The sequence below is a fragment of the Stappia sp. BW2 genome (assembly GCF_008107695.1).
In the GTDB taxonomy this organism is placed as follows: Bacteria; Pseudomonadota; Alphaproteobacteria; order Rhizobiales; family Stappiaceae; genus Roseibium.
Map to the genome: position 1 here is coordinate 373,666 of NZ_VIRG01000053.1, position 25,230 is coordinate 398,895.

A 25,230-nucleotide genomic window follows, 5' to 3' on the forward strand; every position below is an offset into this window, starting at 1 on the left:
TGGCCTTCAGGCCCGCGCAATGGCAAGAAAACGGGGACGCATATGAGCGAGAACATCACTCTGGATCTTGAACAGACGTTCGGTGAACTCAACGAGTGCGTCATCGTCACCAGCCCTGAGCGTGTCATTGTTTTCGCAAACAGGGCCATGGCCGAATTGCTCAAGGTCGACCGTGAAGAAGTTGTCGGCACGACGACAAAACGATTTTTTGCCGACGCGAACCAGTTCGACCGCATGGCAGACCTTTACCGGGCACCCACCGATCAGCGGCATCGCAAGGCCTATTCAATCGATCTGGTTACCGAAGTCGGTTCAACCGTATCCGTCGAGGTGGTCAGTGCGCCCCTGTTTGATGAAGCGCACAATCTGACCGGTATCCTGTTCATCGCGAGAGACCTGGCGGAACGAAGAGCCCTCGAAACCAAGCTCAGCGATATTGCCCTGACGCTCGAAGACGCCCTTGACGCGATTTCGGAAGGGTTTGCGCTTTACGACCAAGATGACCGGCTGATCATCTGCAATGACAATTATCGCGAAATCTATGCCGCATCGGCACCGGCCATGTTCCCCGGAAATCGCTTCGAGGACATTCTGCGCTTTGGCCTGAACCGCAAACAATACGATACCGGCGACTTGTCGGATGACGAATGGCTGCAGGAGCGCATCGACCGGCATCTGGCGGGTGACGGTTCCATCCTGGAACAAAACCTCGCTGACGGCCGCTGGCTGCGCATTGCCGAAACAAGGACCCGCAGTGGCGGCATCGCCGGCATCCGCTTCGACATCACGGAACTCAAGGAAGCACGGGCGAAGGCGGAAAATGCCTACAAGAACCTGTCTCTGATGGCCGACAACATTTTCGCCAGCGTCACCGAGGTCGACCTGGACGGCAAATGCGTCTTCATCAACAAGACTGCCTGTAAATGGTTCAATGACACACCGGAAAATCTGATCGGCACTCGGCTGCGCGACCGGCTGACCTGGAAGGAGCGCGAAACCATCCGCGCAACCTTGGAAGAAGCCAAAAGAGGCGAAAAGGTTGAAACCGAAATCAGCCTGAATTTTCCAGACGGCATTTTGCGCGAATGCATGGTGAGCTGTAACCCCCGCTTCGACGACAATGGTTCGGTCGAAGCGATCGTGCTGCTGGTTTCCGACATAACCGAAAGGAAGAAGACCGAGCGCACGCTGGCCGAACTATATGGCATCACGTCGACGCGTGAACTTGGCCACGAAGACAAGATCGCCGAAATCCTCCGTCTTGGCACGGAGCATTTCGAAGTTCCTTTCGGCATCATCAGCCATGTGATTGATGACCACTACACGATCACGCACGCCCACAGCCCGAACGGCGAGCTCGCGCCCGGCACATCGTTTCCGCTGCAGGACACCTACTGTCTGCTGACACTCACGGGTGATGAGCCGATCGCGACTGCCAACGCTGCAAACTCGGAATTCGCCAGGCATCCGTGCTATCAGATCTTCAATCTGGAGACGTATATCGGCGCCCCGCTTTTGGTCGATGGCGAAGTCCATGGCACAATCAACTTCACGGCTCCAGACGTACGCAAACGGGCATTCACAGCGTCCGATATTCAGATCGTCCGGCAATTTGCCGATTGGGTCGGGCACGAGATTGCCCGCCAGCGCGATCATCAGGCCTTGATGAATGCCAAGATCAACCTGGAGCGGGTTGCCAGCATCGATGACCTGACCCAGATCCTGAATCGCCGGGCATTCCTGGAACGCGCCAATACCGAAGTTCAACGGTTCCGCCGCACCAAACGCCCCTTCACCGCCGTCATGATAGACATCGACAAGTTCAAGCAGATCAACGATCTGTACGGCCACGCAACCGGCGATGAAGTTCTCAGGAAGTTCGCAGATACCGTCAGCGGCGCCCTGCGGTCAGTCGATATCTTCGGCCGCGTCGGCGGCGAAGAATTCTGCATGATCCTGCACAACGCCGAACTGGACGATGCCATGCTGGTATGTGAGCGCCTGCGGGAGCGGATCATCGCGGAGTGCCAGCTCGACATCGTCAAACAGACTGTCACCTGCAGCATGGGTCTTGCCGTTGTCGCCAGGGAAGACCTGGAGTTTTCGACACTCATGCAAAAGGCCGACACGGCGCTCTATGAAGCCAAGTCGACCGGCCGCAACAAATGTGTAGCCTGCAGGGCCACGCAGCCGGAAGATTTGCCGGCGCTCTGAACGGGCTACTCCGTTGCAGCGCGCTCCACAGCATCGCAGTGCACAATTTTTTAGCATTCCTCGGCGTGCGCATTAAATTCAGGCGTGTTTTTGACTAAATACGCAAAAGTGTCGCACCACAGCGTGTCCATGCCGTTCTTTTGACGCCAGCCTCCGCATATGCGACAGTAGCCTGAGCTTGGCGGAGCGGGACAAAAAGACATTACCTTTATATGTACTAATGATACGGACCCTCCGTGCAAGGACCTCTATGGCTTGAATCTTGAAGATTCTTGCCCGAACAGATCTTGGAGGGACATTTGTTCACAAAAATACTAGTTCCTATCGACTTGGGTCATGCAGATAAACTTGAAAAAGCTATCTCAACAGGCGCTTTCCTAGCGAAATCCAACAGTATTCCTGTGGTATTTGTGGCCGTGACCTCAAACACCCCAAGCGCCCTTGCCCACACGCCGGACGAGTTTCGGGAAAAGCTGGCGGCTTTCGCAGCCGCTGAAGGTGAGAAACACGGGATCGAAGCATCCAGCCATGCTGCGTTTTCTCATGACCCCGCGATCGACCTTGAACATGCGATTCTCAAGGCCGTTCATGACACGGGCGCGGACCTGGTCGTCATGGCAACGCACATCCCGCATGTGCCGGATCATTTCTGGCCATCGAATGGCGGCCGAGTGGCGAGCCATGCGGACGTATCCGTCTTCCTCGTGAGATAACCCCTTTCCAAAACAAAAGGAGCGCTCCCATGAGCGATAGCGCCAACAATCAAGGCATACCGGATCCGGAAGGCGCCGCCAATATCATCGACACCGAGTACGAGATTGGCCAGGACAACATCGAAACCTCCGTCGGTCCTTTCAATCTCGATATCCACAATCCGGTCTTCCTGATCTCTGGCCTGACCATCGTTGCTTTCGTCTTTTTCACTCTTGCGTTTCAGACCGAAGTCGGCCCGATGTTCGACCATCTGCGCAAATGGCTGACGTCGAACCTCGACTGGTTCTTCATCATCTCCGGCAACATCTTCGTGCTCGTCTGCCTGGCGCTGATCGTCACCCCCCTTGGCAAGGTTCGCATCGGTGGCAAGGACGCCGAGCCCGACTATACCTATTTCGGCTGGTTCGCCATGCTGTTCGCCGCGGGCATGGGCATTGGCCTGATGTTCTTCGGTGTGCTGGAACCGGTCTATCACATGGCCTTTTCCGAGCCGATTGGCGTACCCAAGCCCTTTGACGCGGACGGCAATATCATTCCGGAAAACGTTGCGGCTGCGAAAGCCATGGGCATGGCTGCAACGATCTTCCACTGGGGTCTGCACCCCTGGGCGATTTACGCTGTGGTCGCACTCGCGCTTGCAATCTTCTCCTTCAACAAGGGTCTGCCGCTGACCATGCGCTCGGTGTTCTATCCGATTTTCGGTGAACGCACCTGGGGCTGGCCGGGCCATATCATCGATATCACGGCAGTGCTCGCCACGCTGTTCGGCCTCGCCACCTCACTCGGTTTCGGCGCCCAACAGGCCAACGCCGGTCTCGATTTCGTCTTTGGTATTCCTGTCAGCACCACGGCACAGGTCGTGTTGATCATCGGCATCACCGGCATCGCACTGGTGTCGGTTCTGCGCGGTCTCGATGGCGGTGTGAAGGTGCTGTCGGAAATCAACATGCTGATTGCGGCACTGTTGCTGGTCTTCGTGATTGCTGCGGGACCAACGGCAACGCTGTTCTCCGATTTCTTCTCCAACATTGTTGCCTACGGGAAGGAAATCATACCGCTGTCGATGCCCTTTGGCCGCGAGGACGACAGCTTCCGTCAGGGCTGGACAGCCTTCTACTGGGCCTGGTGGATTTCCTGGTCGCCGTTTGTCGGCATGTTCATTGCGCGTGTCAGCCGTGGCCGGACCGTTCGGGAATTCATCGTCTGCGTCCTGATCATTCCGACCATCGTATCGGTTATCTGGATGACAGCGTTCGGCGGCACCGCCATCGAACAGGTTCTGGCCAGCAACGACAGCCAGGTGCATGAATATGTGATCGCGAGTTACAGCCCGGAACTGTCGCTATTCGGCATGCTTGCCGATCTGCCGATGGCCTCCATCACCTCGTTCATCGCCATCATTCTTGTCATCGTGTTCTTCGTCACCTCCTCGGACTCCGGTTCGCTGGTGATCGACACGATCACGGCAGGCGGCAAGGTCGATGCTCCGGTGCCGCAGCGCGTGTTCTGGTGCACCTTCGAAGGTCTGGTGGCCATCGCGCTTCTGCTCGGCGGCGGCCTCGGCGCCCTGCAGGCAATGGCGGTCTCGACCGGGTTCCCGTTCACGATCGTCCTGTTGCTGGCCTGCTACGCCATCTTCAAGGGCCTCGCGGACGAACCGCGCTAGCTCATAGCGATAACGCGACGTGCAACGGGCGGCCCTGGCCGCCCGTTTTTGCGTCTGAAGACACCCCACAACGGTGTGGTCATCCAGGCCAAACGAGGCGCGCACCGGGATCAGGGAACCCCGGTCATAGCAGTCTTGGGATTGGTCGAAATTCGTTTAGCGCACCGGATCTGGATCCTGTTCCGCACTTCGTTTGGCACGACCAGGCAGAAGATGGTCTGAAACGCACTGAAAACCGGGCAGCAACCGCCACCCGTCTTGCCTAGTCAGCCAGCTTGGGAGCCAGCCGCACGCCTGGAGGCGGTGAGCTTTCGCGGATCCGCAAGTCGGGCTCGATCACGATGGGCGTATTGGGCACGCGGTCACCCGCGATCTGGCGCAGCAGGGTCAAGGCCGCCAGACGGCCGATCTTGTCGGGCTGAGCCGATACCGTAGTAAGCGCGGGCGTGCGCGCATCAGCGCCGTCGATATCGTCATAACCGGTAATCGCCATGTCAGGACCCGGCTCGACCCCCGCCCGCCGGAACGTTGTCATCATTCCAAAGGCGACGAGATCATTGAAGCCGACGATAGCTGTGGGGCGATTTTCAGCTTCCAGGATTTGCGGCACTGCGGCCCGGCCGTCAGCCTGTGACATCATTTCCGGCAGGTCGAGCTGGTTGGCGGGATCGATTCCCGCTTCTTCCAGCGCCTTGCGCCAGCCGGCATTGCGGTAGCGCCCTGTCGAACTGCCACGGCGGCCGCCTACCATGGCAATGTCCTGGTGCCCCTGTTTGATCAGGTGTTTGGTAATCTGGTAGGTCCCGGCAAGATCGTCGCCGCGCACGCAGGGCGCCCACACGCCCGGAACCTCACGCGCCACCAGCGTCACGGGAATTCCCTGATCTACCAGCCTGTTGATCTCCTCTGCGGAGGTTCCCACCGACGGACACAGGATCAACCCGTCCGCCCGGTGCTGGAGCAACGTGTTGACGAAAGCGCGCTGGCGTTTGACGTCGTCCCGGTGGTTGCAGATGAAGATCATCTGCCCCTGCTCTTCCAGCACGTCCTCGAGCGCGGAGAAGACTTCCGCGAAATAGGGGTTCAGAATGTCATGAACGGCAACGCCCACGATCTGGCTTCGGGCAGTGCGCAGGGAGGCCGCCGACCGGTTATAGATATACCCGATCTCTTCCGCGGTCTGCTTGACCTTTACCCTGGTTTCCTCGGCAACAAGCGGACTGTCACGAAGTGCCAGCGACACGGTTGCCGTGGATATCCCGAGCTGGTCGGCAATATGCCCTAGCGTCAGCCTTTTACCAGGCTTTTGCGGAAATTCCGGCTGGGAGGGAGGGGAACCGTTGTCTTCAGACATTCCTATTTCTCGATAACCGCAGCGGCGATGGGAGAGACCGTTATAGCTCTCTCCCCTCTGGGTAAACAGGTTTTTCTGTTTTTCCGTGAATTGCGTTCGCAGTGCAACACCGAGTTCAACGCCGTCCCGCAGGGGCGGAATCGTCAAATTCCTCACGCAGATTGACGACAACCCTGCGGTTTTGCGACTTGCAAGTCACCTCATCGCAGTCGGTCACCGGCCGCTCCACGCCATATCCCTTTACCCACATGCGCTTGGGATTGACCCCCAGTTTGACCAGTTCGGCCATGACAGCGTTGGCCCGCTGGGTCGACAAGGTCTTCTGCGCGGCCTCGCTGCCCGGATCATCGGCATGACCCTGGATCTTGACCAGCCACTTCTTGTTCTTCTTCAGCCACTTGGCCTGATTTTCGATTGTAATGCGGGCTTCATCCGTGATGACGGCCGATCCCTGATCGAAGTAGATCCGGCGGCCCACATTGAGAATGAATTCCTCTTCCGAACCCGGCGAAATAGTGCCGAAACCTGCGGCTGGTGCGTTGGTCACATCCGGTGACGACAAACCGCCGGCACTGTTACAGCCGGCCAATCCAAATCCAATCATGAGCGCAAATACCGCGCCCCGGCCGATTCGGCCCAAATTCTTTTCCAAGGAAGCCCCCAAATCCTTTTACTGTTTCCCCTCGACCGGCAGCACTCAGTCCCCAGAACTGAAGCCCCGCCGGCCGATTGCAAATCGCTGCGGATCAGCGGACCTCAGCCCGCGTTCTCGCCCAGATGCTCCAGCACCAGGACGCCGGTCCCTTTCGGACAGCGCTGGTAAAGGTCGACAATGTCTTCCGGGAACATGCGGATACAGCCACTCGACACATCATGGCCGATGCTCCACGGCTCCAGCGTGCCGTGCAGCCGGTAACCGAGATCGGATCCGTTCCGATAGAGATACATCGCCCGTGGGCCGAGCGGGTTGTTGGCGGCTCCGCCTTCGACCATTCTGGGCAGATCCGGCTGCCGCTTCAGCATCTCGGGTGGCGGCACCCACCGCGGCCACAGGGCCTTGCGGTCGATCCGTGCGCGGCCAAACCATTGGAAGCCTTCGCGCCCGACGCCAACGCCGTATCGAAGCGCTGTATTGTTTTCCCAAACCCAGTAAAGGAAGTGGTTGTTGGTATCGACCACCACTGTTCCTGGCGGCTCGTCACTGAAATACTTCACCATCTGCCGATGCCAGACGGGATCTATCTTTTTGAAATTGGTTTTCCTGTATTGGAAGCCACTATCTTCCTGATAGCCAGTGAAATAAGCGTTTGCAGCTGCATTGGCATGCGCCACCTGCGGCAAGGCCAGAATGCCTGCCGTGGCGGCTGCCCCTGTCAAGAACCTGCGTCGGTTCAGCTCCATCCCATACCCCCCTTTAAAGGCTGGTGATCCTTCCTGACCGGCGGTTGGATTAACCCCGGAGGGCATTAAGACTGGAACTATCCAATTCCGTCAACCACCTGAGGACAGCTTGAGGGCAAATGCGGTTGCGCGTCAGATCCCCTTGATGCGTTCCCGGTAGAGGATGTAAAGGCCGGACGCGACGACGATGGCTGCCCCCAGGATGGTTGTCGAGGTCGGTACATCGTCAAATATCAGGAACCCCAGTGCGATCATCCAGACGATCTGCGTGTAGATGAAAGGCGCAAGCACCGGTGCAGGGGCGATCCGGTGTGCCATGATGAACAGGAAATGCCCGCCCGCGCCGAAGGCGCCGGTCGCAAACAGAAGAACCCAGGTCCAGGCATCCGGCGGCGCCACCCAGACCGAAAGCCCGGCCGGCGTCATGGCAACGGCAGCAACGATCCCGGAAATGATCAGCATTCCGGCGGAACTGTCCGTTGCGGTCAACTGGCGCGTCAGCAAGGCATAGAGCGCGTAAAAGCACATGGCCGCCACGGAATAGATCGCCGCCCAGTGCATGCCGCCAAGGCCCGGGCGGGTGACCACGAGAACCCCGATGAACCCGACAATGATGGCCATCCATCGCCGCAGCCCTGCCCATTCCCCCAGAAGCGGCCCGGCAAGCGCCGTTATCATGAACGGCGCGGCGAACATGATCGACATGGTTTCGGCGAGCTGCAGATAGCGAACGGCCAGAAAATTGAAAATGGTGGTGCCGAGCAGGCACAACGCCCGTACGATCTGCAGAACCGGCCGCTGGGTTTTCAGCAGCGACGGCTTTTTCCAGACCTGAAACAGGACCAGCGACAGGATCACATGGCTGACGAACCGCATCCAGACAATTTGCAGGGTTGGCAGACTGGCGGACATGTATTTCGCCGTTGCATCCAGCCAGGAGAAGCTGAGACAAGCCAGCACGATAAGACCGATCCCGACGAGTGGCGCCGTTGCAGCGGCGGTATTGCCTGCCGAACGGTCCTGTCTGTCATGCGCCATCGCAGGCAGCCCTTTGCAAACGATCATCCGTAGATGAAAAAGTGTGTAGCGGACCTGTCCCGGCAGGACCGGCCCGATTGAGACATGTGCGCCAACCCACTACCTGATATCAAGAGACAAGCGGGGACGGTTATGCCGGTTGCGGAAATTGAAACATGGCTGGGGCGCCTTTCCATAACGGAAGAAAACGGCGCAATCACCCAATTACACTGGAACGGGCCGCCTGGCAAAGAAGAAACACCACTGCTGAAGGAGGCTGCACGTCAGGTGGAGGCCTATCTCGCCGGTGATCTGAAAACCTTCGACCTGCCGCTTGCCCCGAAAGGCGGCGACCTGCACCAGGCAGTGTTCAAGGCGATGCTGGCAATTCCCTATGGCGGAACTCGCACCTATGGCGATGTTGCCAGAGAACTGGACACCTATGGACAGCCGGTCGGCCAGGCCTGTGGAGCCAATCCGATACCGATCATCATCCCCTGCCACCGCATCCTTTCGGCGAACGGCCTTGGCGGATATTCCGGCGCGGGCGGCACGGAAACAAAGATCGCTCTCCTGAAACTGGAAGGCGGGTATCCCTTCCTGGTCTAACGAAACGTCTTTCGAAAATCGAACGCGCCGCCGTCCCGGTCAGGCCAACAGTAAACCAAACGGGGCAGCGGCGTTATTATGTTGAAGCGCGGTTTGCGGGACCGGAGGTCCGCTCCACGCTTTCCAGAGACACGCCGATCTTACAGGATCAGCGTGTCCCCTCCCGTAATCTCGACAAACCGAGGACGGCTGGCGGGCAATTCGAGATCGTCGGCAAGAGCTGCCAGCGGGTCTGCATCTCTCAACGGACCGAAATCGAAGCCGGACAGTTCTTCCAGAAAGGCGACCGACACCTGGAAGGTCTTGTATTCGCCGAAGGCAAATCCCTCGACCGCTTCCGTCTCGTGGCGATCCTGCATGTATTTCTGAATGGCCTGCCCCTGGCTTAACAGATAGGCGGTCGCATGAAGCTGAAGACTGTCGTCATCCTGCAAGGCGTCCATGACAACCACCTTCCAGTATTGCAGAGGCAGATTGATGCCAACGCTATCGAGAAACGGATCTTCGTCGTCATCAAACAATGGCCCGGTAAAGACCGTCGCGCGGAAGCCGTGGGTCCTGGTGCTGTCGAGGATGTGGTTCTCCAGCCCTTGCCAGGTGGATCGGTTCTGGTTCAGCGAGGCATGTTGCGGCGACGCGTTCGTGTAGTGGAACGTATCGTCGTTCGCCAGCTGCGCGACCCCACGGTCATCGCCCCAGTTCGGATCTTCGCGCCGAACCATGTGTCCCCGGTCCAGATCTCCCGGAAAGTCGCCCTTGCCGAGCTGCGCCTGCATCGGAATGCGCTTGTCGAAGAACCACTTGTCCGGCTTCTTGCGCTTGATCTTGATCGCTTTTTCACCATCGATATTGACCGCGGTTACAACGGGGCTCCGACGGTCCAGATCATGGAGCAGGCCAAAATGGGTGTAGCGCAGCTCATGCGGCCTGCCCTGTGTCGCATCCGCCGGGCTGGCCAGATTGAACATGCCGTGCGGCAGCTTCGGAAAGTCCACCTTTGCCGACAGGAAGTCCGGGTCGTAGCCGTCCCGGCCGGCAAAATGGTCCGGCTCGTGAAAACCGTCGGCCACTTCCTGGGTGAGGCTTTCCTCGACCAGAACCTGCGTCGGCCGCGTGCCGGACAGAAGTTCCCGCAGCGTGCTCGCCCTGACCGCGCTGTTGGCAATTCCATAAGCGCCCGCAAAGTGCAGTCCCACCACCTTGTTGCGATCAAGGCTCAGGACGGGTGAGCCGGAGTTGCCGCCAAGCGTGGTGCAGTCGTGGCTGAGCACGGTTCCCGGCGTAACCGGCATCATCTTGCCCGGGGCAAACCGCTTCACGTCGTAAAGCCCCTTGAAATACTTCTCCATTTCGGTGCGGTCGTTCCGGCTGTCGAACGCCGGGTAGCCGATCACGGCGACAATTTCATCCGTTTCCGCGTCCGTATCCACCAACGGCAGGGGCGCCAGGTTGAACCCGTCCGGCTTTTCAATGCGTCCGATCGCAACATCTGCACTGGCATCATCCGCCAGATAGGTAAATCGGAGGATTTCCGCCGGGCGCGCATCAGACGGCAGCGAACCAACTTCCTCGTTGAAGTCCACCCGCGCGCCGTATCGCACCATTGTGAAGGGCGAGCGAATGAAGACGCCCTCTCCCTTGGCGGTACGGCGCGCGACAATCTTGGCAACATGCCTGTTGGTGGCCACCAGGAAATGGCGTCCGTCGGCTTCCTCGCCGATCACCCAGGCGGTTCCGCCCCAGCTCATCGAATGATTGACGAACTCCACACGCCCGACCGAGCCAATCCAGTGCTCATTCCGCTTGATCTTGAGGTCAATGTCCGCGCCGAAGTCATCCGGCAGCGGGATCAGGGAAACCGAGCCATCTTCCACCACCATCGGTGGCCGTGTGACCAACCGCACGATGGCTTCCAGTTGCGTCGGCGGCGTGCCCGTCGCCTCAAGCTGGCCGGGCGACATATCCAGCGCGTCCAGCGTCGCCTGCACGTTCAGCCCAAATTGCTCAACGAAGGGGTGTCCTGTCTCAATAGCGCGTTTCGCAGCCACAAGCCGTCCGCCCGATTTCAATGCCTCGAGGCGTCCTCGACTTTCCAAAAATGCACGTTCGTTCATGGAAATTCCTCCAATATCAATGGCTGTATTATTGTGCGGCGCTCCCCATAGGCTGGCGCCGCAGCAGGGCTGAAAGCCTCAACTGGCGCAAGCAACCTGAGCACTGCCTGGCTCTCTCCTTCCTTCGTCTTTGACGAACCTTGATAGCGCGACCGCTTAAAACAGCGATGACGCGTCAACCGGCTCGTCTCTGCTTGCAGCATCTGCCCCGATCACGGCCAGTGCGGCCGTAAGGGCCGGGCCCATGAGCCGGGGCGCCAGCACCATCGCAATGTCCTGTGCGCCGCCGGCTGTCATTGCCTTTGCCAAGGGCCGCTTCAACCGCCGTTCGAACACACCGCGGGCGCGCCGCGCCCCTTCTTCCGTGTCGGGATAGTCGGCGGCATAGGCCAGTCGCCGCAACAAGGCTCTTGCGGTCGCGGGCGGGTCATTTTCTGAAAGCAGGCACTCCACCCGAGCTTCGAGCAACACATCCCGATTGCCGTCGCCCCAGTCGGGTGGTGGCGTTCCGGGGTAGGACCAGATGCCACCGCTGAAGCGCCGCCAGCGTTCGGCTGCGCGCGCGACCGTGGGAGCATCCGGAACCGCATTGAAAATCGCAAAGGCCCCTGCCCAGTCGCAGGTCAGACCGAGCGCGCCCAGAATTTCCGGTCCCTCGAGTTCGATATCGCTGGCGTAGCGTTCGAAACTGTCGAAAAGGTCGGGCGTCCCCAGCATGGACATCGTTTCGTGCAGCCCCTCATAAAAGCCACGCAGATATTGCGCCATGCGTGGGCTGTGCTGAATGCGCGCCAGAACGCTCAAGGGGGCAATCGCCGGATTCATGCGGGCGATGGTGTGCTGATCCGTGACAGGGCTTTCCTCCCCGGTCATGATCGCGAACCGCTCCGCCCGGTTCGCACCGGACCGGATGGCATCTGCCGGGTATTCGGATTCTTTCTCGCCGAACCGGAAGACGGACATGGCGACCGGATCCAGGATCTCTGCATACTCCTGCCATCCGTCCTGGCTTGCCAGAAGCGCGAAATCCAGTGCGCCCTTCAAGGCGATCCTGGAACCTTCCGCACGAGCCTGCCACGCCGCCTCCGCCAGTTTCTCGTCGCCGCGCAGACGGCCGACAAGCCCCTCGAAATCCGCTTCCGCCGCGATTTCCAGCAGAACCAGCCTATAGAGCCCGGGATCTTCCTGGCTCAGCTGGTCCAGCAGGGATTTCGGCAGTTGCCGCCAAAGGGACATCGCCCGCGCCCATTGGCCGGTCAGCCAGAAATAGGCAAGCGTGGCGGCAGCTTCCGGACTGGTTGGCGCAGGATTTCGGGGGAAGACGTTGTTGAGCGTAAAGATGTGTTCGGCCTCCAACACATCTCCGCGCCGAAGGGTGTGCTCGAGTTCGCGGATCAATTCGGGCTCGATTTCCGCCGGCGTTCCCGTGGTCTCAGGTTCCGGCGCCCCTTGCTCGCTGCTGGTGTAGCGCGCCCGGCGGGAGCGCTGACCGCGCTCCTGCAAGATGGCATTGGCCGCAGGAAGAGGAAGCTCGTCCAGTTCGTCATCGCTGAGGCCCGCAACATCGCCGGCCGTGAACGCAGGCATCGCATCCCCGGCCCGCGTTGCCTGAAAGGCATGATAAAGTGCGGTTTCGCGGTCGATCCCGGCGAACCAGCTTGCCGCCACCCGGTCAATCTTTGCTGCCAGTTCAGGCTTCTCCACATAAAGCATGGGCAGGATTTCCCGCCGCAAGTCGCTGCGATGTTTCAGCCAGTCCTGACCGTCCACAGCCACCAGCCAGTGATGGCTGCTGAGTTCCTGCCAGAGACGCTTCGAGGCCGCTTCGTCGATGTCTTCGCCAAGGCCGAGAGCTGGAGCCAGAACGAACTGGATTGCTTCGGCGCTGATCCGGCGAAGGACGAGACCCGGGTGCGCCAGCTTTGCCAGCAGCGGATCATCAATTCGCGACAGGATGGCCCGGTAGAGATAGGCTTCCGTGACACTGCCGGCTTCGCCGTATTCCAGCTCGCCCGGATCAAAGTCGTCTGCCTGGGTCACCTTCGCCGACAGCCGTAACATCAACGGATTGCCGCGCGAAAGTTCGAAGATCCTGTCATGCAGATCCGGTGGTGCACCCAGCGTGTCCAGAAGGTCCCGGGACTCCGCCTCGGTCAAGCCGTTCAACTCCAGCGGTGGGCCCTCGATTCGTTTGCGGACGGAATCAAGCGCATCGCCCCGTCCGGCCGCGATGATCGAAACCGGAGACAGCCCCGCCCGCACCAGGTTGTCCAGAACCTCGAACAGCAGAATGGGCCGGGTTTCCCCATGGCCGCGCAACACTTCAAGCGTATCCAGCACCAGGACGACCTGCCCGCCGTGCGAACGCACAGCAGCGCCCATGGCGTCGATCAGTTCAGTCGGTAGAAGCGTGCTGCTGACCGTTGTGCCGGAGGTATCGGCGGTGCCGGAATACTTGAGCCTGAGATCGCGCAGCCTTGGCGCTTCCTCGGTCAGGATATCCCCCAACTGCCGGGAGAGTTCATGCACCAGCTTGTCCGGATCTTCCAGGTTCAGCCCGCGCCGGTCAAAATCCAGTCGCAGAACGACCGGAGCCTGCTGCTTGGACCGGTATTGCGCCATTGCGCGGTCAATCAGGAAGGATTTGCCGATACCCGGCAGACCGGTGATGAAAAGGGCGCGGACAGGCGTCTTCTCCTGAGGTCGCGCGCACCAGTCTAGCAGGCGGGCCAATTCCTCCTCGCGGCCGAAAAACTCCCGGCTCAGCATGGTCTGCGCCCGCCTTGCGGCATCCACGCGGTTCATGACCCCGCGCAGGCGCACCAGCAACGGATAGGCCGGCGCACTTGGCCCGGCCCGGTCCAGCTCACTCGAAATGTTCTCGATCCGTTTGAGGTGGTCCTCGTCCGGCAGATCCGGTGTTTCCGCAATCAACCGTTCGATGCTGTCCTGCGAGAACGGCTCGTCACCGCGCAGGGCTCTGGCAACGGGCGTATCTTCCTCAGGCGTTTCGATGCTTTTCAAGATGCCGTGGCGCGGCCCGTTGCGGAGCGACCAGACAGGTTCGGAGGATACTTCCTGAACGACCTTTTTAAGTTCTGCCAGCAGCCGGGCAATCGTCAAAGGCGTGAGCTTGTCCTGCAGTACCTTCGACGCTGCCTCCACAGCATCGCGCGGCGTGAAGGTCTTGCGCGTGGCGGCAAACCGCATTGCCGCCTTCAGGCCTTCCGTCAGCTGGTCGCCGTCCTTGTTCATGGTGCGCTCGCTCCTTCCCGTGGAAGTTTGTTCGCAAGGAACTTGCGCAAGTTTTCCGACACGGTCTTCACCTCCGCGCTGCGGTAGACCGTTCCCTGGCTTTCAACGCCGGCAAGAGCCTGGTCCAGAACATTTTTGACCGCATCGTCCTTGAGGCCAAGCCCCAGGGACCGGTTGATTGCCTCCAGCGTGTAACGCACATCCTCTCGGTCGAACTGGCCGATATAATCCACCATCACGCCCGGCGCCGTGAGAGCGCTGGCATTTTCCGCCTTCGGGCCGGGGACGCTGTAGGTCTCCCCGCCAGCCATCACAAATCGAAGTCGCGTATCACTCAGGATCGTTGCCAGAAGCAGTTCAAGTTGCTGCTGGGCTGCCTTGCGCAGACCACCACGCGGATTGTCGAAATAGATCCAGCCCGGCTTGTCCTCACTCGCCCCCGCCGCCTTGGCCAGGCGATCCACAAGTTGCCTGGCACGGTCCTTGTCGCTTGCGCCTTCACTGGTCTCATCCTCGGCAGCACCCGGCCGTGCCAGCAGAGGCGTACCGCCATGAAGTCTTTCGTTCAACGATTGCAGCAGGTCTTCCATCTCCAGAGACAGTTCAACCCTGAAGACCTGTGCCGGTTGACCGTTCTGCGACAGAACCTGACACAAAAGATCGTAGGAAAATTCCAGCCCGGTCGTCTCGTCGATCTCCATCCGCTTGATCCAGATCCCGCGCAAGTTTGGCGCTGCTCCCCTCACGACGTCATGGATGGCATGACAATAGCGTTGACGTCCGATAATCAGATGACCGTCGACACGCCCCGTCAGGGAAAAGATGTAAGGCGGCGCCCGATCCTCGGCAATTGCCTGCAAAAATGCATCGATGCCCGCGAAGGTCGCATAGGGAACGATCCTGGACACGCCATTCAGTTTCCCCTGGTGAAAGCCGACAAATGCAAAATCCGTATCGAAGACCGAGCCGCCCGATGAGCCGGGCCGGGTGACGCCGTCTTCCCATTCCAGTTCAATGCGCGGCGGATCATCAATTGTTGCCCGTCCGGTAACGAAAGTCACGCCCCTGCCGTTGTCGTCCTGCCTGTGGCTCAAGCACAGCTTCCGCCTTCCGGTGATCCAAGCCGGCGGATTGGTCGGCAACTCGCAGTAGGTCGTCATCGGTTGCTCAAGGGCGAGCAAGGCAACATCCGGATGGGCGCGCAGGATAGTTGCATCCTGAACACCGGCATCCCATTCACCATCGTGACAGGGCTTTTCGAAACGCACACCAAGCACGCGCAACTTTTTTTGCCCTTCTTCCGTGCGCACCGTGAGACCGGTTCGGCGCTCCTTTCGCTTGTCCTTGACGGTCACGTGCCAGGCGGTCAGCGCAAGCCGGTGGGAAACAAGCGTCCCGACTCCGCAAAACCCGCTTTCATCGAAAACATAAAGCTTGAAGCCCAGCATCTTGTGCGCGAAATCGCCAAGGTCTTCGAGATCGAAATTGGCATCGTTGATCGGCACCGCAGGCCGATTAACGTGATACATGAAATCCCAGCCGAGGTTTTCGTCATTCAGAAAATCAGCCAGGAGATCTTCCAGAGACTGTCCGGTGATCTCCACAGTGCTGCGCAATGCGTCCAGCGTCATCAGAGAGTCCGTAAAGCCCTGAACCCGGCGCAGCACTGTATCGACGGAGGCTTCGTCGGCATCCAAATACGGCTTCAGCTCTGCTCCGGTTACCGGCATGATCAACACCGTGTCGAGAAATGTTAAAACAATAGGGTCTGTTTCTAAGCGCCGGTGCAGCTGTCAGCTACCGGCTATCGACTGAGGATATGCGTATTACCGGTCAAAATAAGGCCGACCGCACACTCTCACAGACTGCGAAAACAAATGCGCATACAATTATAGCGATTTTTCAGAAAAAATAAACGCATAAGTATAAATAGCCTCGCAAGCCGCATACCGCTTTTCAGACGACTTTCGGGAACGCCTGCCGCGTTTTCCGCATCAACATCTCGCAGTCGACCGAATGGCACATGCCTCTCAAGGCGTCCATGGCTGACGGCGGTGACACACTCAACCCTGACGCCGACACGATAGAGCACACATCGCGATCCCGCATCTTCATGGATAAAGACACAAAAAAGCGGCGAACGGTTGGGCCGTTCGCCGCATGATTGATTTTCACAGGTCTTTGATTGGAGTGCACACGCAGACGCCGATCATCTGCATGGAGAGAAATGAAGCCTAAAACACCATCATTCCGATGAAGACCATTACAACAGCCAGCACGCTCCAGGCCATCAACTCCTGGAACTGTGACTGCCGGGATTTGACTTCACTCCAGGTGCGGGCCTGAGGTGCCTGCCTCAATCCAAATTGCGGCCGGTTGATGGAAGCATCCGAGACGTGACGGAACCGGTCACGCAGCTCCTGTGCCCGGCGGGCACCACGGTCTTCGTTTATGGTCCGATACCTCAATGGCATGTGTAACCTCCGTATATGCCAACGTGGCTAAAACGCAGGTAGGACGCACAAGCGGCCTTTGCAAATGACAGATTTTTAATCTTGCCGCAGCTGCCATCTCAAGATGCCGGGGCGCCAGCTGACGCGGGAAATCGGAGCAGAAACGTCAGGCAGCGGACAGCTCCTTTTCCTTGGCCTTGTCTTTTTCCTTGCCTTCGGCTTCGGCGGCAGCATCCCCGTCGGTGTCGAAATCGGCTTCATGTTCCGGGTCATTGTCGACAGAGATCGACAGGTTCTTTTCGACCTGCCGGAGCAGCTTGCGCAGTTTCTTGCGGTCCTTGTCGTCCAGTCCGGACATGGCTTCCCGTTCCAGGCGCTTCCAGGCCTTGTCAACCGACACCACAAGCTCGCGGCCGACGTCGGTTAGATAGACACGAGCAAGACGACCGTCCGTATCGGAGACCTGACGGCGCACGTAGCCCTGACTGGAAAGCCGGGTCACCATCTTGGTGACGGTGGGCGGCTGCACGCCGAGTGCGAGAGCCAACTGGCTCATCGTGCGTCCGTCCGTGTCCGCCAGCACCTTGAGCACCAGTTCCTGGCCCGGGTGCAGACCGATCCGCATAAGATGCGCCCCGGACCGGGCCCGCTGCGCCTTTGCAGCCTGAACCAGGCGGAACGTTATGCTTTTCTTGTAATTGAAAGCCATCGCTGCAACCCCGTCTTCCAGTCAACTCTAATCACGTTCATCAATGACGCGGAGGCACCCTAGCGAAGGTATTTAACCGTCAAATGACACCCGCCCGGCAAAAGTCGATTTTAACGACACTGCACAGAGTTGACGCCTGATATCCAGCGAACTTTTGTTTCATCGAACGCACGCGGTCTCAAATGGAGCGGGGATGTCAGGCACAAGAGGTCACGTTTTCCCTGTTATGGGCACCTTCAAAGAGCGTCAGCCGGTTCCAGGGCACCGTGAAGCGCGTCGGAAACCTCGCGGCAGTACTGACTGTAGTCTGAAGACGTCCGGAAACTGTCTTCCCGCGGATACGGCACATCGATATCCATCTCGCGGATGACCCGCCCCGGCCGGGACGCCATCACCACGATGCGGCTGGAGAGATAGACGGACTCGAACACCGAATGCGTCACGAAAAGAACGGTCCAGCCAAAGGTCTTCTGCAGGTGAAGCAGATCGTTGTTGAGCTTGAACCGCGTGATCTCGTCGAGCGCGGCGAAGGGTTCGTCCATCAGCAGAACCTTTGGACGGGTGACAAGCGCGCGTGCAATCGAGACCCGCATTTTCATGCCACCGGACAGCTGACGGGGAAAATCTTCGGCGAAATCGGCAAGACCGACAGTCGCAAGGGCATCCATCACCCGGTCCTTGGCCGCCTGCCGGGAAACGCCCTTTAGCCGCAGCGGCAGCCAGACATTGGCAAAAACCGTGGCCCACGGCATCAGCGTCGGCTCCTGGAACACGAACCCAAGCTCGTGCTCATCCTGCCCGCTGCGCTCCATCGGCCAGGAAACGGTACCGGAAGAAGGGTTGGACAATCCGGCGATGATCCGGAGCGCGCTCGACTTGCCGCACCCCGAAGGCCCAAGCAGGGACACGAACTCGCCCTCGCGCACATCCAGGGAGAAATCGTCGAGCGCGGCCGTGCCGTTTTCGAAAACCTTGCCTATCCCCTTCAGGGATACGACAACAGGAGCCTTGTTCAGTGACGTCATGTGATCGCTTCCGGCTTTCCTGTTGTGTGAACCACTTCCGCAGCGTCCGTCAATCCTTGACCTTGAGGGCCCCTGCAAGCATCGGAATGGCCACCGTCAGCACCGCAACGGTGATGAAAGACGCCCTGAGCGAGAAATAGTCGCCAACAAAACCAAGCAGCGGCGGCCCGAACAGGAAGGCTCCATAGCCAAGCGTGGCAACAGCCGCAAGGGCAGCCCCTTTCGACATATGCGGATCGCTGGCCGCCCGGGACATGGCAAGCGGAAACAGCACCGCATATCCAAGGCCCATCACGAAACATCCCGCCCAGACTGACCACAGACCGGCTTCGGAGACCAGCAGGACACCTCCCAACAGGGCAACGATACCGCTTACGCGGGCGGTTCGCACCGGTCCGAAACGGGCGATCACCTGATCGCCAGCCAGGCGCATGATCACCATGGCGATCGAGAAGATCGTGAAGGCAGCCGGCGCAAGCGATTGGGAAATGCCAAGATCCTCGATCTGATAGAGCGCAGCCCAGTCCGTCACCGCACCTTCACCCAAGGCTGCCACCAGAGCCATCAGCCCGACAAGCACAAGAGCTCCCTTGGGCATCGCAAACAGCGGTGCCTTGCTGCCATCTTCGTTGTGGACCTCGTTTTTCGGCCAGGCCTGACGCCAGTACCAGACGAGGAACGGTGCCGAAATCGCACCCCAGAGCACAAAATGCGACAGGACACTCAGCCCGGCCGTAATCGCAAGCCCACCGGCCAGTGCGGCGGCGCCCGCCCCCAGGCTGTAAAGCCCGTGATAGGAGGACATGATCGGGCGCCCCAGCGTCTTTTCCACCTCGGCGCCCCAACCGTTCATGGAAATATCCAGCGCCCCGATGTTGAGGCCTGCCAGGAACAGGGCGGCGGTCAACAAGGTCACGTCGGGCGCAAGTCCGACCAGAACGAAACTGACGATGTTGGCAACCGTCAGCAGTTTGGTCATGGGTGCAGCGCCCAGACGGTCAATAAGCATTCCCGTGATCGGAAAGGCAACAAAGGCACCGCAAGCCATCACAAGCAGGAGAATGCCAAAACCGCTTTCGTCCAACCCGGTTGCGGACTTGATGTCGGGAATGCGCGAGGCCCACGTCCCGATACTGGTACCGCACATGAAAAAAATTGCCGAAACGACGCGGCGCGCGGCAACGGCTTGGCGCTGGATTGAAACTGACATGAAGCTAACATTTTCTGGGAGGGCAGCGGCCCGAAAGAGAACCGTCTTTCTGTCACGCACACAGCAACCTGACAAGCGCCAATCCCGGCGAAAGCAGCCTCCGGTTACGCCCGGTCCTGTGACAGCAGGAGAACGCAGCGGCACCCCACGCTACACCCAACCGGCCTGGATACCGGCTCAGCTATTCAGACCGAAGAGCCGGGACTGGATGTCATTGGTCCGCTCGATAGCGGACTGATAGGCGGAAATCGCAGCCGCTGTTTCGGCACTGGCCCTGTCGGTTCCCGGTTCACCCGAACCTTCACCTCCCTCGGCACTCCCAGCTCCGTCAGCGTTTTCAGCCCCCTTGGCGCTATCCGTACCGACAGGGTCCCTGTCCGGACCGGTTGCGGCATCGACGTCTCCGTCGCCATCATCTCCGGACAATTCTTCCGTTTTCTTCTGCCGCACCTCGGCCTGCGCTTCGGATATCTGGGCTCTTGCCTGCTGCGCCACCTTCAGGTCCTGAGAGGATGGATCGGCCGGCGCGGTGGCAGCCCGAATGACTACCTGCATCTTGCGGATCGTGGCTTCGGGTGTGCGCTCTTTCGAAGTATCGATCTGAACCTCGCCGCCTATGGCGTAGCGTTTGCCGTCTGGCCCCTGCTGAAAGGTATAGCTGGGCGCCCCGGCATGAGCGCCGCCAACGCGGGCATGGGCCAGCTCGTGGGCACGAACTTCCTGGTCACGCTGCTTCAGCTTTTCAACCTGTTTTTCCTCGGCCTTGTCGAGGCCGTCCCCATCGGGGTCTTCGTCCTTGGTGCTTTCGTCCTGCGCCTGACCGGTGCTGCTTCCGGCAGCAGCCGCCTCTGTGTCCGCACCGTCGCCGGCTGCTCCCGCATTTGCGGAGTTGCCGGTCTCGGCGTCTTCGCCATCAGGATTTCCGGGCGCAGCAGCCGAACGGGAACGTCCCGCCCCCGCAGCAGATCCGTCGGCTTCCTGAAGCGCAATCACGGCCTGGGCACTCAACGGGGGTATGTTGCCGCCCCGAATGGCGATTGCCGAAGCACTTGCCTGACTTGCCCGCGCAGAAGCCTGGTCCCGGCCAGGGGTGTTCTCCCCCGAACCAGGATCGCGCTCCGCCGCGACACCGTTTCCTCTCAGGATCGTCGCTGGCGTATTTGACAGGATTGCGCCGATCATGGCGCCTATTCTCCCGCAAAGACGTCAGCAATTTCTAAACACCGGTTAAGAAACCGGGATCATAACTTCGTGAAGACAGGCCTGGATGAAGGTCTCTCCTACGCCGCCTCTTGCCTGTCCGAGGACGCTATGCGAAGGAGAAAGTAACGTAGTTTCAAAGCGGAAGAGATAGATGCTGCCCAAGCCGTACTGGCAAGACATGACGACACTCGACTTCCAGTCTCCCGGCGTTGAGGACTGGATCGCTGTGTTGCCCGTGGCAGCTATCGAACAGCATGGCCCCCATCTGCCTCTGTCGACGGACGCAACGATTGCCGAAGGGCAGATCCAGCGCGTTCTTGACCTTCTGCCGGATGGTTTGCCGGTAACCTTCCTGCCGGTGCAGCCCGTCGGCAAGTCGGACGAGCACATCTCCTCACCCGGAACGTTGACGCTTGCCTGGGACACGGTCACACGCTGTTGGCTTGAACTGGGCGAAAGCATCGCCCGGGCCGGAGTCCGCAAGCTTGTGCTGATCAATTCCCACGGCGGTAACGTGCCTGTTCTGGATATCGTGGCCCGGGAGCTTCGTGTGAAGCACGGCATGTTCGTGACTGCCACGAACTGGCTTCGGTTCGGTCAGCCCGACGGGCTCTACGCCGACGAGGAATTCACCTACGGCATTCATGGCGGCGACATCGAGACCTCGCTGATGCTGCATCTGCGTCCCGATCTTGTCCGCATGGACCTTGCGACTGACTTTCCGTCGCAACAGCAAAGCTACCTCAAGGAATTCAAGCATCTGCGCGGGCACGGCAAGGCCCAATACGGCTGGAAGGCGCAGGACCTCAACGAGGCCGGCGCACTTGGCAACGCCGCACTCGCAACAGCTGAAAAAGGACGCCAATCGCTCGATCACGCGGCGCGTGGCTTCATCGAACTGCTTGAAGACGTCAAGAGCTTCGACATGGAAAGGCTCTGGTCGCCGGCACGTTGATACGGATCTGAACCGGTTTTGAACGGCCGGAAACGGTTATATGTTACGTAAAGGTAATATAAATAAATTCATCAATTACCAATATCCCGATTTCGATATCGGTAATATTCGAATTTTCTGAGCTAAGTCAACAATAATACACAACAAATTTCTACGTGTATTGACCTGAACCTGTTTAGGCGACACATTAATCCTTGTAGAGATTTGGGAGGGCGGTTCTCGCAGAACCATGAATCTTTCTATTCGGCAGCTGGCGACCTTTCGAGAGGTCATGCGAAGTGGCTCTATTTCAGAGGCCGCGCGCACGCTTGGCCGAACGCAACCTGCGGTCAGCTCCACCATTGCGGGCCTTGAAACAGAGCTCGAACTGAAACTGTTCGTGCGTGAACAGGGCCGCCTCGTACCAACACCGGAAGCCGAATTCTTTCTGGAAGAAGCCGAAGCCATTCTGAAACGGCTTGAAATCTCCAAACGCACGCTGCGCGGCCTCGCCAACAGGGAACACGGGCAGTTGCGGATTGCCGGCATTCCCGAAGCAACGGCCGACTTCCTGCCCAACAGTCTGGCGCAATTCATCGCCGACAAACCAAGCGTCAAGGTTTCCCTGGCAAGCAGAACCTCAGCCGAAATCGAGGAACTGATCGCTGCACAGCAATTCGATATCGGATTTGCCGAAACCCCGCGGGCGCGAAATTCTTTCGACCAGATCGATTTCGAGCTGGAATGCATGTGCGCAGTGCCCGCAACCGACCCCTTGGCCTCGATGGAAGTCATCACCCCCAAGGAGCTGGATGGATACCCGCTCGCGCTGCTTCACTCCGAGCATCGCAGCCACCGCCAGACACTCTCCCGCTTTCGCGATGCCGGCGTCCGGTTCAACCAGCGCTTCGAGCTTCAGACAGCCTGGCCCGGGCTCCGCTTCGTTGAAGCAGGTCTCTGCGCTTTGATCTGCGATATGATCACAGCCTATAATGCTCAGGAAAAAGGCCGTCTCGGCATGGGACCACCCATGATCGTCTTTCGTCCGTTCCGGCCACGCATTCAAAACAGCCTGTCGATCCTCACACCGACCCACCGGCCGATCTCCATCGTCGCGAAGGACTTTTGCGATTACCTTGGCACTGAGGTGGAAAGCATCCGCACATCCATGATCAAACGGGCTGTCTGAGGTTCTGCGGCAAGCGCGATATTGGCAGAATGGACGAATTCGCAGGGCGGTTTGTTGACCTAACCGCCGCGAGCGGCTGACGGCGATGGCGCCGTCAGAAAGACTGCGTTTCGCGATTTTATTGCGTTATCACGCGGCCGATGGGGCTGGCACAATTCTGGCCGGCGCACCTATGGCCGAACAAAGCAACCCAGGCGCGACGGAAAATCAAAAGATGCTGGCATCCGAGCACGCGTTCATTTGCAAACGAGTGTCCGGATGTCAGACCTGCACCGTGTCAGGCGGCTGCGTTGTGAAAAATCGCGCTGTTTGCAGCAACGATAGCAACCGCGTTGGTGCGGTTTTTCGCCCCGAGGCGGGTGATGGCATTGCGGATATGCGCCTTGACGGTCGCAATCGACACGCCCAACTCATAGGCAATCTGCTTGTTCACCTTGCCTTCGCACAGCTTCACCATGATTTCGAGCTGGCGCGGCGTCACCAGTTCGGTGAGGTTGATTGGCCAGCGGATACCAGCGGCAAATGCGCCGGTGCCACCATTGACTGCGGAACTTGTCGGCAAAGCGAAATGAGCGGTCATCACTACGTTCCTTGGGGTTGTTTCCTCCGTGGTGACAGGACTTTTCATCATTACCCGGCTATTGTAAAATGTTAAATAGCATACTGCATATTGTTAAAGATTCGCAATTTGATCCCGGAGACTGTCGAAGGTGAGCAAAAAACTCTATTCCGGCCACACGTTGCGGCAAATCCGCTCGGATTTCGGCCTCTCCCAGGTGGAGCTAGCCAAGAAGATCGGCCTGTCCACCGCCTATGTGAACCAGATCGAAAACAACAACCGCCCCGTCACCGCCTCGGTGCTGCTGACGATCAACCGGATTTTCGGTGTTGACCTGTCCGCCTTCGAACAGAACGATCTCGACCGAGTGGTGCAGGATCTTCAGGAAATTTTTGCAGACACCCAGTTTCTGACAGCCTCCGTCGGCCGGCAGGAAGTGCATGAACTGGTGACACGGGCCCCGGGCGTCACCAAGGCGATCATGGATCTTTATGGGGCCCTGCGAACCTATCACGACCGGGAAGCGAACGAAGACGATCTGGTTCAGCTCGGCGGCAGCCCTGAAAGCGGTCCTGGCCCCAGAAAATCGGCCTACGAAGAAGTCCGCGACTACTTCCATTACATGGACAACTATGTCGATTCCATCGACCGGGCGGCTGAAAAACTGTCTCTGGAAATCGGACTCTCCAAAGCCCCCTCCAAGTTTGCGGCCCTCACCGCCTGGCTGCAGGAGCGCTTCGGCATAACGGTGAAGGAATTTCCCGACTATCGAGGCACCCTGATCCGGCAGGACGATTTTGCCCGCACCATCACCCTTTACAGTGCGACGCCACAGTCGACCAAAAGCTTCCTGCTGGGGTCAGTCATCGCGGAACTGTGCGTGCGCGACCTCATTTCCGAAGAGGTCACCAAAGCACGGTTCAAGACCAAGTCGGCGGAGAGCATCGCGCGGCTTGCCCTCAGGAACTATTTCGCCGGCGCCCTGATCCTGGCCTATGACGATTTCCTGAAAGCGGTCGCGGAAACCCGGCACGACATCCAGCTTCTGTCCAACCGTCTGGATGCCAGCATCGAAACCGTCTGCCATCGCCTGTCGACGTTGCAGCGCCCCGGCGCCAAGGGGCTGCCGTTCTATTTCGTGAAGATCGACCGGGCCGGCAACGTCGTCAAACGCCACAGCGCAACCCGGTTCCAGTTCGCCCGCTTCGGCGGCTCCTGCCCGCGCTGGAACGTGCATCAGGCCTTCGAGCAGAACTCGAACAAGTTCACCTCGCAGGTTGCCCAGATGCCGGATGGCGTGCGCTACCTGTGTGTCGCGACCAGCATCACCAAACATCAGCCGGACTATCGCAGCGGCGAGCGCCGCTACGCGCTCGGCATCGGTTGTGAGGTACAATACGCCGATGCGGTGGTCTACGCCGACGGGCTCGCAGTCGACGAGATCGCCTCACCCGAACCCATCGGCGTCAACTGCCGCATCTGCCCAAGGGACAATTGCGACCAGCGCGCCTTCCCCGCCGTCGACAAGGAACCCTTCATCGACTCCGGCCAGCGCGGCATTATTCCGTATCGGGTGAAGGCAGCGGATTAGTCACGAAGTTTCA

20 protein-coding genes are annotated in these 25,230 nt (G+C 59.2%); 7 read left to right on the forward strand and 13 right to left on the reverse strand.

All coding sequences use genetic code 11. The features are described from left to right. Window positions 1-42: 42 nt before the first annotated feature. The 3 genes from FMN63_RS06000 to FMN63_RS06010 all read left to right on the forward strand — a co-directional run bounded on the left by FMN63_RS06000 (window position 43) and on the right by FMN63_RS06010 (window position 4,594). Window positions 43-2,214 carry a diguanylate cyclase gene (locus tag FMN63_RS06000; protein WP_148583033.1) on the forward strand — a complete coding sequence of 724 codons (2,172 nt, stop codon included), beginning with the start codon at window positions 43-45 and terminating at the stop codon, window positions 2,212-2,214. A 299-nt stretch (window positions 2,215-2,513) separates the two neighbouring features. Next, the gene (locus FMN63_RS06005) at window positions 2,514-2,927 is read left to right on the forward strand and encodes a universal stress protein (protein WP_148583034.1); all 414 of its coding nucleotides are present in this window, start codon (window positions 2,514-2,516) and stop codon (window positions 2,925-2,927) included. Between the two features lie 29 nt (window positions 2,928-2,956). Beyond that, the gene (locus FMN63_RS06010) at window positions 2,957-4,594 is read left to right on the forward strand and encodes a BCCT family transporter (protein ID WP_148583035.1); all 1,638 of its coding nucleotides are present in this window, start codon (window positions 2,957-2,959) and stop codon (window positions 4,592-4,594) included. A gap of 262 nt (window positions 4,595-4,856) precedes the next feature. Here the strand turns inward: FMN63_RS06010 and FMN63_RS06015 are convergent, their stop codons facing one another. The 4 genes from FMN63_RS06015 to FMN63_RS06030 all read right to left on the reverse strand — a co-directional run bounded on the left by FMN63_RS06015 (window position 4,857) and on the right by FMN63_RS06030 (window position 8,387). Further along, entirely contained in the window at window positions 4,857-5,948 is a 1,092-nt protein-coding gene (locus tag FMN63_RS06015; protein ID WP_148583036.1) for a LacI family DNA-binding transcriptional regulator, read from the reverse strand. 115 nt (window positions 5,949-6,063) lie between these two features. After that, window positions 6,064-6,552 (reverse strand): OmpA family protein, encoded by a 489-nt coding sequence (locus tag FMN63_RS06020; protein ID WP_148583037.1) that lies wholly within the window; start codon window positions 6,550-6,552, stop codon window positions 6,064-6,066. A gap of 152 nt (window positions 6,553-6,704) precedes the next feature. Continuing rightward, window positions 6,705-7,349, reverse strand: coding sequence for a L,D-transpeptidase (locus tag FMN63_RS06025; protein ID WP_148583038.1), 645 nt, complete (start codon window positions 7,347-7,349; stop codon window positions 6,705-6,707). A gap of 132 nt (window positions 7,350-7,481) precedes the next feature. Beyond that, a complete protein-coding gene (locus tag FMN63_RS06030; protein WP_148583039.1) occupies window positions 7,482-8,387 on the reverse strand; it encodes a DMT family transporter in 906 nt (301 codons plus the stop codon). Window positions 8,388-8,519: 132 nt separating this feature from the next. Here FMN63_RS06030 and FMN63_RS06035 point away from each other — a divergent pair, with 132 nt between their 5' ends. Beyond that, entirely contained in the window at window positions 8,520-8,975 is a 456-nt protein-coding gene (locus FMN63_RS06035; protein WP_148583040.1) for a methylated-DNA--[protein]-cysteine S-methyltransferase, read from the forward strand. A gap of 140 nt (window positions 8,976-9,115) precedes the next feature. Here the strand turns inward: FMN63_RS06035 and FMN63_RS06040 are convergent, their stop codons facing one another. The 8 genes from FMN63_RS06040 to FMN63_RS06075 form a co-directional block, all read right to left on the reverse strand. Continuing rightward, the gene (locus tag FMN63_RS06040) at window positions 9,116-11,089 is read right to left on the reverse strand and encodes a DNA/RNA non-specific endonuclease (RefSeq protein WP_148583041.1); all 1,974 of its coding nucleotides are present in this window, start codon (window positions 11,087-11,089) and stop codon (window positions 9,116-9,118) included. A 156-nt stretch (window positions 11,090-11,245) separates the two neighbouring features. Continuing rightward, complete coding sequence (locus FMN63_RS06045; protein WP_148583042.1) at window positions 11,246-14,344, reverse strand: ATP-binding protein; 3,099 nt, start codon at window positions 14,342-14,344, stop codon at window positions 11,246-11,248. Then, a complete protein-coding gene (locus tag FMN63_RS06050; protein ID WP_148583043.1) occupies window positions 14,341-16,074 on the reverse strand; it encodes a S1 family peptidase in 1,734 nt (577 codons plus the stop codon). Before FMN63_RS06050 ends, FMN63_RS06045 begins: the two co-directional genes overlap by 4 nt. Window positions 16,075-16,578: 504 nt before the next feature. Beyond that, window positions 16,579-16,818, reverse strand: coding sequence for a hypothetical protein (locus tag FMN63_RS06055; RefSeq protein ID WP_148583044.1), 240 nt, complete (start codon window positions 16,816-16,818; stop codon window positions 16,579-16,581). Between the two features lie 145 nt (window positions 16,819-16,963). Then, window positions 16,964-17,506 (reverse strand): MarR family winged helix-turn-helix transcriptional regulator, encoded by a 543-nt coding sequence (locus FMN63_RS06060; protein WP_148583045.1) that lies wholly within the window; start codon window positions 17,504-17,506, stop codon window positions 16,964-16,966. A 236-nt stretch (window positions 17,507-17,742) separates the two neighbouring features. Next, entirely contained in the window at window positions 17,743-18,531 is a 789-nt protein-coding gene (locus FMN63_RS06065; protein WP_148583046.1) for an ABC transporter ATP-binding protein, read from the reverse strand. A gap of 49 nt (window positions 18,532-18,580) precedes the next feature. Further along, the gene (locus FMN63_RS06070) at window positions 18,581-19,741 is read right to left on the reverse strand and encodes an MFS transporter (protein WP_148583047.1); all 1,161 of its coding nucleotides are present in this window, start codon (window positions 19,739-19,741) and stop codon (window positions 18,581-18,583) included. A 177-nt stretch (window positions 19,742-19,918) separates the two neighbouring features. Next, window positions 19,919-20,923: a putative metalloprotease CJM1_0395 family protein gene (locus FMN63_RS06075; protein WP_148583048.1), complete on the reverse strand. Its 1,005-nt coding sequence runs from the start codon at window positions 20,921-20,923 to the stop codon at window positions 19,919-19,921. Between the two features lie 172 nt (window positions 20,924-21,095). Between FMN63_RS06075 and FMN63_RS06080 the strand changes: the two genes are divergently transcribed. Continuing rightward, a complete protein-coding gene (locus tag FMN63_RS06080) occupies window positions 21,096-21,899 on the forward strand; it encodes a creatininase family protein (protein ID WP_148583049.1) in 804 nt (267 codons plus the stop codon). Between the two features lie 229 nt (window positions 21,900-22,128). Further along, window positions 22,129-23,067: a LysR substrate-binding domain-containing protein gene (locus FMN63_RS06085; protein WP_148583050.1), complete on the forward strand. Its 939-nt coding sequence runs from the start codon at window positions 22,129-22,131 to the stop codon at window positions 23,065-23,067. A 277-nt stretch (window positions 23,068-23,344) separates the two neighbouring features. On the opposite strand, the gene FMN63_RS06090 is transcribed toward FMN63_RS06085, so the two are convergent. Next, window positions 23,345-23,647, reverse strand: coding sequence for a response regulator transcription factor (locus tag FMN63_RS06090; protein WP_209000958.1), 303 nt, complete (start codon window positions 23,645-23,647; stop codon window positions 23,345-23,347). Window positions 23,648-23,777: 130 nt separating this feature from the next. Here FMN63_RS06090 and FMN63_RS06095 point away from each other — a divergent pair, with 130 nt between their 5' ends. Next, a complete protein-coding gene (locus tag FMN63_RS06095; RefSeq protein WP_148583052.1) occupies window positions 23,778-25,217 on the forward strand; it encodes a helix-turn-helix domain-containing protein in 1,440 nt (479 codons plus the stop codon). Window positions 25,218-25,230 lie beyond the last annotated feature (13 nt).

Excerpts from the sequence above, each read along its gene's own strand:
- FMN63_RS06000 (WP_148583033.1), top strand. The coding sequence starts at position 43 with ATGAGCGAGAACATCACTCTGGATCTTGAACAGACGTTCGGTGAACTC.
- FMN63_RS06010 (WP_148583035.1), top strand. The coding sequence starts at position 2,957 with ATGAGCGATAGCGCCAACAATCAAGGCATACCGGATCCGGAAGGCGCC.
- FMN63_RS06015 (WP_148583036.1), bottom strand. The coding sequence starts at position 5,948 with ATGTCTGAAGACAACGGTTCCCCTCCCTCCCAGCCGGAATTTCCGCAA.
- FMN63_RS06020 (WP_148583037.1), bottom strand. The coding sequence starts at position 6,552 with ATGATTGGATTTGGATTGGCCGGCTGTAACAGTGCCGGCGGTTTGTCG.
- FMN63_RS06025 (WP_148583038.1), bottom strand. The coding sequence starts at position 7,349 with ATGGAGCTGAACCGACGCAGGTTCTTGACAGGGGCAGCCGCCACGGCA.
- FMN63_RS06030 (WP_148583039.1), bottom strand. The coding sequence starts at position 8,387 with ATGGCGCATGACAGACAGGACCGTTCGGCAGGCAATACCGCCGCTGCA.
- FMN63_RS06035 (WP_148583040.1), top strand. The coding sequence starts at position 8,520 with ATGCCGGTTGCGGAAATTGAAACATGGCTGGGGCGCCTTTCCATAACG.
- FMN63_RS06040 (WP_148583041.1), bottom strand. The coding sequence starts at position 11,089 with ATGAACGAACGTGCATTTTTGGAAAGTCGAGGACGCCTCGAGGCATTG.
- FMN63_RS06045 (WP_148583042.1), bottom strand. The coding sequence starts at position 14,344 with ATGAACAAGGACGGCGACCAGCTGACGGAAGGCCTGAAGGCGGCAATG.
- FMN63_RS06050 (WP_148583043.1), bottom strand. The coding sequence starts at position 16,074 with ATGCCGGTAACCGGAGCAGAGCTGAAGCCGTATTTGGATGCCGACGAA.
- FMN63_RS06055 (WP_148583044.1), bottom strand. The coding sequence starts at position 16,818 with ATGCCATTGAGGTATCGGACCATAAACGAAGACCGTGGTGCCCGCCGG.
- FMN63_RS06060 (WP_148583045.1), bottom strand. The coding sequence starts at position 17,506 with ATGGCTTTCAATTACAAGAAAAGCATAACGTTCCGCCTGGTTCAGGCT.
- FMN63_RS06065 (WP_148583046.1), bottom strand. The coding sequence starts at position 18,531 with ATGACGTCACTGAACAAGGCTCCTGTTGTCGTATCCCTGAAGGGGATA.
- FMN63_RS06070 (WP_148583047.1), bottom strand. The coding sequence starts at position 19,741 with ATGTCAGTTTCAATCCAGCGCCAAGCCGTTGCCGCGCGCCGCGTCGTT.
- FMN63_RS06075 (WP_148583048.1), bottom strand. The coding sequence starts at position 20,923 with ATGATCGGCGCAATCCTGTCAAATACGCCAGCGACGATCCTGAGAGGA.
- FMN63_RS06080 (WP_148583049.1), top strand. The coding sequence starts at position 21,096 with ATGCTGCCCAAGCCGTACTGGCAAGACATGACGACACTCGACTTCCAG.
- FMN63_RS06085 (WP_148583050.1), top strand. The coding sequence starts at position 22,129 with ATGAATCTTTCTATTCGGCAGCTGGCGACCTTTCGAGAGGTCATGCGA.
- FMN63_RS06090 (WP_209000958.1), bottom strand. The coding sequence starts at position 23,647 with ATGACCGCTCATTTCGCTTTGCCGACAAGTTCCGCAGTCAATGGTGGC.